Raw genomic sequence first — 9,540 nt, 5'->3', positions numbered from 1 at the left:
AAGCGGGTTGCCGACGCGGCCGCGCGCGGCGCCCGTGTCGGCGGCGCGAAGCGCCTAGGCGCCGTGCACGGCGATGCGCGTGTCCTGGAACAGCACCACCTGGCCCGCGCGGATCTTGCAGGTCTTACGCAGCTCGACGGCGCCGTCCACGCGCACCGCGCCCGAGGCGACCAGCACCTTGGCGGAGCCGCCGCTGTCGGCCACGCCGGTGATCTTGAGCAGGTTGTGCAGTTCGACGTAATCGCCGGTCAGGGTGAAATCGAGGTTGGGCATCGTTCGGGGCGCCGATGACGCGCCCATGTAAAAAAGCAAGGCTCGCATCATAAGCCAGCGCGCCGGCGGCGGCGAGCGCCTTGCGCGGCGGTGCGCGGGCGGGCGCGCGCGACGGGCACGTTCGCTGCGTCATGCAGATCGCGCAAACCCCGGCGCGACCTGCCGTTTCCGCTTTCGCGCCCGCCACTGTAAGCAGATGTGGACGAGCCGCAAGCAAATGAAACGGTGGGTAACAGTCGGGGCTCGCGGCGAACCGGCTGTCGTGAGGGCCGGTCTTTCCTGAAGCCTGCCGCATGTCGCGGCAAGGCGGCGCGGCCGGGTTCGAAGCCGCGTCGAACACTTTCCCCGAGGAGAAATCTCATGTCCAGGATTCGCAAGATGCTGATGGGTGCCGCGCTGGTGACGACCACCGTGTTCGCGGCGACTTCCGCGATGGCCCAGGCCGGCGGCGGTGGCGCGGCCGGTGGAGCGGGGGGCGGCGGCGCGGCTGCTGGGGGTGCCGGCGGTGGTGCGGCGGGTGGTGGTGGAATGGGCGGCGGCTCGCAAGGCGCCAATTCCGGCGGCCAGACGGGCGGTACCGATGCGGCGCCGACCGCACCGGGTAATGGCTCGACCAACGGCATGAGCGGCATGAACGGCAAGGGCAGCACCGGCATGCATCACTCGACGAAGTCGCACTCGAAGACGCGCGCCAACAGTTCCGCGCACGGCGCGAATTCGAAGGCGGGCGACGCGGTGAACGGCAATACCAGCGGCATGTCGCCGGCCGGTAACGGCAGCCCGGGCTCGGGCGGCCAGTAAGCCTCGCCGATTAGGCCGCTTGTAGACCGCTTGCAGGTCGCTTGCGCGGCGCGGGCCGGGAGCCGTCTGGAACGGGTTCCGGCTCGTTGTCGTGGCGGCGGGCGCGGCGCGCCCGCTCTCGCCTATGGCCGCTGCTGCGGCTGGCGCGGCGGGTTCTGCGTGGCCGGCGCCTTGGGCGGCGTGGCCACCATGAAGATGCCGCGCAGCCAGGCGGCCAGCCGCGAGAACACGTCGTAGGGCTCCTCGACGAAGATCTCCGGCTTGAGCAGCCGCAGGTATTCCATGATCTGCTGGGCTTCCTGCTTCTGGAACGAACCATGCGCGAGCCCGAGCCGCAGCAGGCCGCGCAGCTCGCCGAGCTTCTCGCGCGCGGTGCTGCCCACGCTCATCTCGCAGGCCAGCTTGGCCTCGTAGACGCGCTGGCGCAGCGATTCAGCGAGCCGCCAGGCTGGCGTCTGCATGCGCTCCTCGAGGGTCTGGATGTCGTGCACCGCCGACTTGATCTGGCCTGCGAGCGGGTCGACCAGGGCGGCGTCGCCCTGCGCCTCCGAGACGATCGCGGCGGCCCAGTCGTGGCAGGCCTTGGCCAGTTCCTCGGGGGTCCATTCGCTGCGCGAGGCGAAACCGAAGCCGAAGGTTTCGGCCTGGCGCATCAGGATCTCGACGACGTTCGGGAATTCCTTGTCCAGCGTGCGCTTGGCCCAGGCGTACTGGCCGCCCTGCAGCATGCGCTGCACGGCGTGCTCGGTCAGCGGCACCATGTTGTCGAGCAGCTTGGCGCGCAGGAAGTCCTCGAAGGACGGGGTCGCGAACTGCGGATCGAGTTTCAGCGAGACACGCACGAACGCGTCGAAGTCCTTGCGTAGCGACGCAATGGTGTCGTCCTTGATCGACAGCGTGATGTGGCCCATGAATCTCTCGGTACGCGGTGGCTGCCGGCGCCGAGTGGGCGCCGGCATGCGCCGTTCGTGCCGGCGGGGCGTTCGCGCGTGCGGCTGCCCCGGCTGCGTCGCGATCGGCGCCAGGAGGGTTTTCCTCCTATATCGGCAGCGGGCGGGGAAACTTGAGGCCGCGCCGGCCGGCGCGGCAGGTACCGGCGCTGGCGCCAGCGCGGCGCGCTCAGGCCGGCAGCCAGCGCGGGATCACCAGGCCCTGCCAGGCGAAGAACACCGCGAGCCCGACCGCGATCGTCAGCAAGGGCCGGCGCGTGGCGGCCGAGACGATCACGGCGGCGACGCCGCCGACCAGTTGCGGATTGCGCAGCGAGAGTTCCAGTCCGCCGCCGTGCGGCGCGAGGGTCATCGGCACCACGATCGCGGTCAGCACCGTGACCGGCACGAAGCCGAGCGCGGTGCGCACCAGCGGCGCAAACACCAGCCGTTCGCCGAACAGGAACAGCGTGGTACGGATCGCGTAGGTGACGGCGGCCATGCCGAGCAGGATCAGCAGGTAGTTCACGAGGCGGCCTCCACGCGGCGGCGCGCACGTCCGTGGTCGCGCAGCGAGAGCGCGACGCCCACCGCCACGCCCGCCACCACGGCGGCCAGCAGGCCGAGCTTGTAGGGCAGCGCGTGGCAGAGCTGGGCCACCACGCCGGCGGTGACGGCCGCGGCCAGGTAGCGCAAGGCAGCCAACTGCGGCACCACGATCGCGATGAAGGTCGCGGCCATCGCGAAATCGAGCCCGAGCGCCTGCAGGCCCGGGAAGGCCGCGCCGAACAGCAAACCGACCAGGGTCCAGGCCTGCCAGTTCAGGTACATCGCCAGGCCCGAACCGAAGAAGTAATGCGGGCCGAGTTCGCCGGGGCGCGTGTGGCGGTAGCGCGCGTAGGCGACCGCGAACACCTCGTCGGTCATCAGCGCGCCGAGCGTGGCGCGCCAGCGCAGCGGCAGATGGGCGACATAGGGCGCGAGCGTGGCCGAATAGAGCAGGTGGCGCAGGTTCACCACCAGGGTGGTGGCGATCACCACCAGCGCGCCGGCGCCGCCCGCCAGCAGGCCGGCCGCGATGAACTGCGCGGAGCCGGCGAACACCACCAGCGACATCAGCTCGCCATGCCACCAGGCCAGCGGCCCGGCCGTCACGAGCGTGCCGAAGATCACGCCGAAGGGCGCGGCGCCGACCATCATCGGAAAGGTGTCGCGCGCGCCATCGGCGAATTCGCGCAGCGGGCGCCGCGTGGCGGGGGAATCGAGCGGGCTGGGATGGGACGGGTTCAACGGGAAATCCTCCTGGAGCGCCGAGCATAACGGGGCGCCGCAGGCGGGTCTTGTACGTTCTTGCGCGACGAAAGGGCGGGGCCCCGGCTAGCTGCGCTCGCCCTGCCAGCGGCCCGGCGGCACGCCGAACATCCGCTTGAAGTGGCGCGTGAAATGGCTCTGGTCGACGAAGCCGCTGGCGGCCGCGACCTGCGCGACGGCCACACCCGCGCGCAGCGGCGCGAGCGCGCGCTGCAACCGCAGCTGGTTGCGCCAGGCATGCGGCGCCATGCCGGTGCTGCGCGTGAACAGGCGCGCCGCGTGGAACGGCGACAGGCCGGCCGCCTGCGCCACCTCGGCGAGCGTGGCGGGGCCCAGCAGGTCGGCGGCGAGCCGCTCGCGCATGCGTGCCACGCGCGGTTCGTCCGCAGCCGGCGCACCGGCGCGGGGCCGGCTCAGCGCATGACGCACCAGCAGGGTCGAGAGCGCGTCGAGCAGGGCCGTTTCGGCGGCCAGCGGATCGGCGCCGCCGGATGCGAAGGGCGCGGCAGCGAGTGCCACGTCGGCCAGTTCGCCGTCATGGTCGTGAGCTTCGGTGGCGACGCCGCCGGCCTCGAGCAGCCGGTGCGCGATCACCAGGCGTCGCGCGCAGTCGGCGTCGTGGATCGCATCGTCGGGAAACCAGGGTTCGGGCTGCGGCGAGCCGGCGATCTCGTCGGCCAGCGCGCGCAGGAACGCGACCGGCACGTAGGAGACGCGATAGCGCCAGCCATCCTCGGTGGCGCGCGAGCCGGTATGCACTTCGCCGGGATTGATGATCGGCACGCTGCCGGTATCGGCCAGGCGCCGGCCGCCGCGGTAGGCATAACGCTCGGCGCCGCTCTCGATCACCGGCACGGTGTAGGCCTCGTGCCAGTGCGGCGCGAAACGGTGCTCGCGGTAGCTGGCCGTGACGAGATCGGCATCCGGCAGCAGGGGCGTGCGCCAGTAGCGGGCGGCATCGGGGAGGCGGGCGGAGCGCATCGCGAGGCGGGCGTGAGGATCGGGCCGCGCGGCCTTACTTGAGCGGGATCGGCGTGCCCGCGGGCACCGGCACGGCCGTGACGCTGTTCTTCGCGCTGCCGCTGGCGATCCGGTCGCTGTAGGTCAGGTAGACCAGGGTATTGCGCTTCTTGTCGACCACCCGCACCACGTGCAGGGTCTTGAACACGAAGGACAGGCGCTCGCTGAACACGTCGGTCTGCTGCTTGAGCGGCTGCGTGAAGCCGATCGTGCCCACCTGGCGGCAGGCGATCGAGGCCTCGGTCGGATCCTCGGCCAAGCCCAGGTTGCCCTTGATGCCGCCGGTGCGGGCGCGCGAGACATAGCAGGTCACGCCTTGCACCAGCGGGTCGTCGTAGGCTTCGACCACCACGCGATCGGACCCGGTCAGGCGGAAGTTGGTGTTGACGCTGGCGACTTCCTCGGCGTGCGCGGACGCGGGAAGCAGCGGCGCGGCCAGGCAGGCGGCGACGGCAAGGGCGAGACGATTCATGGGCGATGGCCAGGGCAGGAGCGAGGAAGACGACTCTAGCACGGCCGGCACGGGCCAATCGCGCCTCGCGATTCGGGCGCCGGAGGCTGAATCGCGCGGGGAGGGTGAGGTTGCGACGAGGGGAGGAGCGAGCCGGCGCCGAAAAGCAAAAAGGCCCGTCGCATGACGGGCCTTTCGCTGTCTGGCTCCCCGACCTGGGCTCGAACCAGGGACCTACGGATTAACAGTCCGGCGCTCTACCGACTGAGCTATCGGGGAATAAATCGGTACTGCGTTTGTTCGTTGCCGACGCACCTGAAACGACGTGCCAGCATTCTTGGCTCCCCGACCTGGGCTCGAACCAGGGACCTACGGATTAACAGTCCGGCGCTCTACCGACTGAGCTATCGGGGAACAAACAGCAGAGAAACGAGATTCTATGGGGCTATGACGAGGGTGTCAAGCCTTTGCGCGAATTTTCTGCGGAAACGGCGAGCCTGCAGCAGCGGGCCCGCCGGGTGCGATCAGCGCTCGAGCAGGTGCAGCTTGTCCTGCACGTCCTTCCATTCGTCGGCGTCGCCGGGAGCGGGCTTGGTCTTGGTGATCGACGGCCACGCCTTGGCCAGCTCGGCATTGAGCGGCGTGAATTGCTGCTGGTCGCCGGGAACGTCTTCCTCGGCATAGATCGCATTGGTCGGGCACTCGGCCACGCACACGGCGCAGTCGATGCATTCGTCCGGGTCGATCGCGAGAAAATTGGGACCTTCACGGAAGCAATCCACCGGGCACACATCGACGCAATCGGTGTACTTGCACTTGATGCAGCCTTCGGTCACAACGTGAGTCATTCAAAACGCTCCTGCTTGGCGATTATCTGTGTGGGGTAGGCTTTGCGCCAAATGCGGCATTGTAACTGATGAGGAAAACCCGCATCCAGCAGCCCGCAGCCGGTCTTATATTGTTTCGTGATTAGTTTATGTCGATGACGCGACACGTCCCCGAGGCCCGGGACGGCAGGCGGCGGCGAGCATGGTCGGTCCCGCATTCGGGTAACATGCGGCAGGCAGACGGGGCGGCGCGCCGACGCGGGTAGCCGGCTCGGTCTCGTCCGATCCCGCGATTTTGCTGAAGCTGCCCCCGGCGGCACCGAATCATGATCATTACTTCGCTGCTCGACACCGACCTGTACAAGTTCACGATGATGCAGGTGGTGCTGCATCACTTCCCGGCCGCCAACGTGGAATACCGGTTCCGCTGCCGGACTCCCGGCGTCGACCTGGTTCCCTATATCGACGAGATCCGGGACGAGGTGCGCGGCCTGTGCCATCTGCGCTTCACCGAGGTCGAGCTCGACTACCTGCGCCAGATGCGCTTCATCAAGGGCGACTTCGTCGAATTCCTGGCGCTGTTCCATCTCAACGAGAAGTACATCGAGATCTCGCCCTCGCCCAAGGGCAACGGCGAGATCGACATCGCGATCCGCGGCCCCTGGCTGCATACGATCCTGTTCGAGATCCCGGTGCTGGCGATCGTCAACGAGGTCTATTTCCGCAACACGCAGAGCGAGCCCGACTACGGCGAGGGCCGCGAGCGGCTGCGCGAGAAGATGAAGCTGCTCGGCGCGAAGCCCGAGTTCGCCGACTGCAAGATCGCCGACTACGGCACGCGCCGCCGCTTCTCGAAGGTCTGGCACGAGGAGGTGGCGCTGACGCTGCGCGACGGGCTGGGCGCGCAGTTCGCCGGCACCAGCAACGTCTATTACGCGATGAAGCACGGCATCACGCCGCTCGGCACCATGGCGCACGAGTACCTGCAGGCCTGCCAGGCGCTCGGCCCGCGACTGCGCGATTCGCAGATCTACGGCCTGGAGATGTGGGCCAAGGAATATCGCGGCGACCTCGGCATCGCGCTGTCCGACGTCTACGGCATGGACGCCTTCCTGCGCGACTTCGACATGTACTTCTGCAAGCTGTTCGACGGCGCGCGCCACGATTCGGGCGATCCCTTCGAATGGGGCGAGCGCATGCTGAGCCACTACGAGGCGAACCGCTGCGACCCGCGCACCAAGGTGCTGGTGTTCTCGGACGCGCTCGACATCCCGAAGGTGCTGCAGCTCTACGAGCGGTTCCGCGATCGCTGCCGGCTCGCCTTCGGCGTCGGCACCAACCTGACCAACGACCTCGGCTACCGGCCGCTGCAGATCGTCATCAAGATGGTCCGCTGCAACGGCCAGCCGGTCGCCAAGCTGTCCGATTCGCCGGGCAAGAGCATGTGCGACGACAAGGCCTACCTGGCCTATCTGCGCCAGGTGTTCGGGATCGCCCAGCCGACCGAGGAAGAGGCCGGCAAGTAGGCGCGCGGCAGGTCGGGCGACGCCGGGCCGGGCGGCCCGGCATGATTCGGCGCGACGGGGCGCCGCTATAATCGGCGCTTGCCACCGCCACGCTCACGAGGATCGCCCATGGACACGTCGGCCGCCCGCCGCAACATCTTCGCGCGCATCCGCGCCGCCCAGGGACGCCCGGCCGAACCCGACGCGCTCGAGCGCGAGCAGGCCGCCGACTACCTCGCGCGTCATCCGGCCGGCCCGCGCCCGCCGATGCCGGACGATGCCGCCGGATTGCTCGCGCGCTTCACCGAGGAAGCCGAGCGGATGTCGACCACGGTCGAGGCCGTCGACACGCTCGCCGAGGTACCGGCCGCCGCGGCGCGCTACCTGCAGGCGCGCTCGCTGGCCGCGCGGGCGATCGCCTGGCGCACCCTGGCCGATATCGACTGGGCCTCGGCCGGCCTCGAGGTCGACTTGCGCAAGCCCGTCGAGGGCGACCTGGTCGGCATCACCGGCTGCTTCTGCGCGAGCGCCGAGACCGGCTCGCTGGTGCTGCTGTCGGGCCCGGATACCTATGCCTCGGCGGCGCTGCTGCCGGAAACCCATCTCGTGGTGGTACCGGCTTCGCACATCGTCGCCGGCCACGAGGATGCCTTCGCGCTGATCCGCGCCGAACGCGGCGAGCTCCCGCGCGCGGTCAATATCGTGTCGGGGCCGTCGCGCACCGGCGATATCGAGCAGACCATCATCCTCGGCGCGCATGGCCCGTATCGCGTGCACGCGATCATCGTGCGCGGCGCATGAGGCTTGCCGCGCGCGTTTCCCATTCCTTTCCCGGTGCCTCGAACCTGCCGCTGGCGGCAGCGAGTGGCCGCCTTCTCGATCCGATGACTTTCCACCGACCCGATTCCTTCGCCGTCCGGGGCGCACCGCGCCGCGCCGCGCCGTGGCTCGCGCTGTTCATGCTGCTGCTGACGGCGGCGCCCGCGCCGGCCTCGGCGGCCACGCTCGACGGCGCCACCTTGTCCGCGCTCTGGGGCCTGCCGTTCGCCGGCATGCTGCTGTCGATCGCGCTGTTCCCGCTGGTGGCGGCCTCGTTCTGGCATCACCACTACGGCAAGATCGCGGCGGCCTGGGCGCTGCTGTTCCTGCTGCCGTTCGCGGCCGTGTTCGGCGCGGCCACCGCCGGCGCCACCCTGGTCCATGCGCTGCTCGAGGAATACATCCCCTTCATCGTGCTGCTGGCCGCGCTCTACACCGTGGCGGGCGGCATCTGCGTGCATGGCGAGCTGCGCGCCTCGCCGGCGCGCAACACCGCGCTGCTCGCGCTGGGCACCGTGCTGGCGAGCCTGATGGGCACCACCGGCGCGGCGATGCTGCTGATCCGGCCGCTGCTGCGCGCCAACGCGGCACGGCCGCGCGTGGTGCACGTGGTGGTGTTCTTCATCTTCCTGGTCGCGAACGCGGGCGGCGCGCTCTCGCCGCTCGGCGATCCGCCGCTGTTCCTCGGTTTCCTGAACGGCGTCGATTTCTTCTGGACCACGGTGCATCTCGCGCTGCCCACGCTGTTCGTCTGCGGCGTGCTGCTGGCGCTGTTCTACGCGCTGGACGCCTGGCGCTTCCGCCGCGACGGCGGCGGCGCCGTCACGCTGCCGCGCGACCCGGCGCTGACCGCCGCGGCCGAGCCGATCCGCATCGACGGCAAGCGCAACTTCGTGCTGCTCGGCGCGATCGTCGCGCTGGTGCTGATGAGCGGCATCTGGAAACCCGGCATCCGCTTCGACGTGTTCGGCACCGAGGTGGCCCTGCAGAACGCCGTGCGCGACCTTGCCCTGGCCGCGCTCGCGCTGCTCTCGCTGGCGATCACGCCGCGCTCGGCGCGCGAGGGCAATGCCTTCGACTGGGCGCCGATCGAGGAGGTCGCCAAGCTGTTCGCCGGCATCTTCGTGACCATCGCGCCGGTGATCGTGATCCTGCGCGCGGGCGCCGACGGCGCCTTCGCGCCGATCGTCCACCTGGTCACGGCGGACAACGGCGAGCCGGTGGTGCCGATGCTGTTCTGGGCCACCGGGCTGCTGTCGTCCTTCCTCGACAACGCGCCGACCTACCTCGTATTCTTCAACCTCGCCGGCGGCGACGCGCCGACCCTGATGACGAGCGGCGCGGCCGCGCTCGCGGCGATCTCGGCCGGCGCGGTGTTCATGGGCGCGAACAGCTATATCGGCAACGCGCCGAACTTCATGGTGAAGGCGATCGCCGAATCGCGCGGGATCCGGATGCCGAGCTTCTTCGCCTATCTGGGCTGGTCGTTCGGCATCCTGGTGCCGGTGTTCGCGCTGGCGACGTGGCTGTTCTTCGCCGGCTGAGCGAGGGTGTCGGGAAGGGTTTCAATACAAGTAGCGCGCCGGTCGCGCGCTTGACGGAGG

At 69.6% G+C, this 9,540-nt stretch carries 10 protein-coding genes, 2 tRNA genes and 1 pseudogene; 4 read left to right on the top strand and 9 right to left on the bottom strand.

Annotated elements, in window-relative coordinates; all coding sequences use genetic code 11:
• Positions 1 to 54 precede the first annotated feature (54 nt).
• Positions 55 to 273, bottom strand: coding sequence for an RNA-binding S4 domain-containing protein (locus F3J18_RS07670; protein WP_013697047.1), 219 nt, complete (start codon positions 271 to 273; stop codon positions 55 to 57).
• A gap of 360 nt (positions 274 to 633) precedes the next feature.
• On the opposite strand from F3J18_RS07670, the gene F3J18_RS37800 reads away from it, so the two are divergent.
• Complete coding sequence (locus F3J18_RS37800; RefSeq protein WP_205194461.1) at positions 634 to 1,074, top strand: hypothetical protein; 441 nt, start codon at positions 634 to 636, stop codon at positions 1,072 to 1,074.
• Between the two features lie 122 nt (positions 1,075 to 1,196).
• On the opposite strand, the pseudogene F3J18_RS07655 reads toward F3J18_RS37800, so the two are convergent.
• From F3J18_RS07655 to fdxA, 8 genes and pseudogenes are all read right to left on the bottom strand, one after another.
• Positions 1,197 to 1,994 (bottom strand): annotated as a pseudogene (locus F3J18_RS07655) (DUF4088 family protein); the annotation flags it as partial.
• A gap of 199 nt (positions 1,995 to 2,193) precedes the next feature.
• Complete coding sequence (locus F3J18_RS07650; protein ID WP_025098986.1) at positions 2,194 to 2,532, bottom strand: AzlD domain-containing protein; 339 nt, start codon at positions 2,530 to 2,532, stop codon at positions 2,194 to 2,196.
• Positions 2,529 to 3,293, bottom strand: a complete 765-nt coding sequence (locus tag F3J18_RS07645; protein WP_036031813.1) for an AzlC family ABC transporter permease — start codon at positions 3,291 to 3,293, stop codon at positions 2,529 to 2,531. The genes F3J18_RS07650 and F3J18_RS07645 overlap by 4 nt, the downstream gene beginning before the upstream one ends.
• An 87-nt stretch (positions 3,294 to 3,380) precedes the next feature.
• Positions 3,381 to 4,295, bottom strand: a complete 915-nt coding sequence (locus F3J18_RS07640; protein ID WP_166912322.1) for an AraC family transcriptional regulator — start codon at positions 4,293 to 4,295, stop codon at positions 3,381 to 3,383.
• A 34-nt stretch (positions 4,296 to 4,329) separates the two neighbouring features.
• Positions 4,330 to 4,806, bottom strand: a complete 477-nt coding sequence (locus F3J18_RS07635; RefSeq protein ID WP_025098983.1) for a CreA family protein — start codon at positions 4,804 to 4,806, stop codon at positions 4,330 to 4,332.
• A 182-nt stretch (positions 4,807 to 4,988) separates the two neighbouring features.
• Positions 4,989 to 5,064, bottom strand: a tRNA-Asn gene (locus F3J18_RS07630).
• Between the two features lie 59 nt (positions 5,065 to 5,123).
• A tRNA-Asn gene (locus F3J18_RS07625) sits at positions 5,124 to 5,199 on the bottom strand.
• Between the two features lie 110 nt (positions 5,200 to 5,309).
• On the bottom strand, positions 5,310 to 5,633 hold the full coding sequence (gene fdxA, locus F3J18_RS07620; RefSeq protein ID WP_025098982.1) for a ferredoxin FdxA: 324 nt from the start codon (positions 5,631 to 5,633) through the stop codon (positions 5,310 to 5,312).
• Positions 5,634 to 5,938: 305 nt separating this feature from the next.
• On the opposite strand from fdxA, the gene pncB reads away from it, so the two are divergent.
• The 3 genes from pncB to F3J18_RS07605 all read left to right on the top strand — a co-directional run bounded on the left by pncB (position 5,939) and on the right by F3J18_RS07605 (position 9,480).
• Positions 5,939 to 7,138, top strand: coding sequence for a nicotinate phosphoribosyltransferase (pncB, locus tag F3J18_RS07615; RefSeq protein WP_166912320.1), 1,200 nt, complete (start codon positions 5,939 to 5,941; stop codon positions 7,136 to 7,138).
• A gap of 108 nt (positions 7,139 to 7,246) precedes the next feature.
• Positions 7,247 to 7,918, top strand: coding sequence for a lactate utilization protein C (locus F3J18_RS07610; protein ID WP_166912318.1), 672 nt, complete (start codon positions 7,247 to 7,249; stop codon positions 7,916 to 7,918).
• 158 nt (positions 7,919 to 8,076) lie between these two features.
• On the top strand, positions 8,077 to 9,480 hold the full coding sequence (locus F3J18_RS07605; protein ID WP_166912333.1) for a sodium:proton antiporter: 1,404 nt from the start codon (positions 8,077 to 8,079) through the stop codon (positions 9,478 to 9,480).
• Positions 9,481 to 9,540: the final 60 nt, after the last annotated feature.

This window comes from Burkholderia sp. Ax-1720 (genome assembly GCF_011753035.1).
In the GTDB taxonomy this organism is placed as follows: domain Bacteria; phylum Pseudomonadota; class Gammaproteobacteria; order Burkholderiales; family Burkholderiaceae; genus Burkholderia; species Burkholderia gladioli.
Note: the sequence above shows the minus strand (reverse complement) of the source record. Positions and strands in the feature narration are given on the sequence as shown.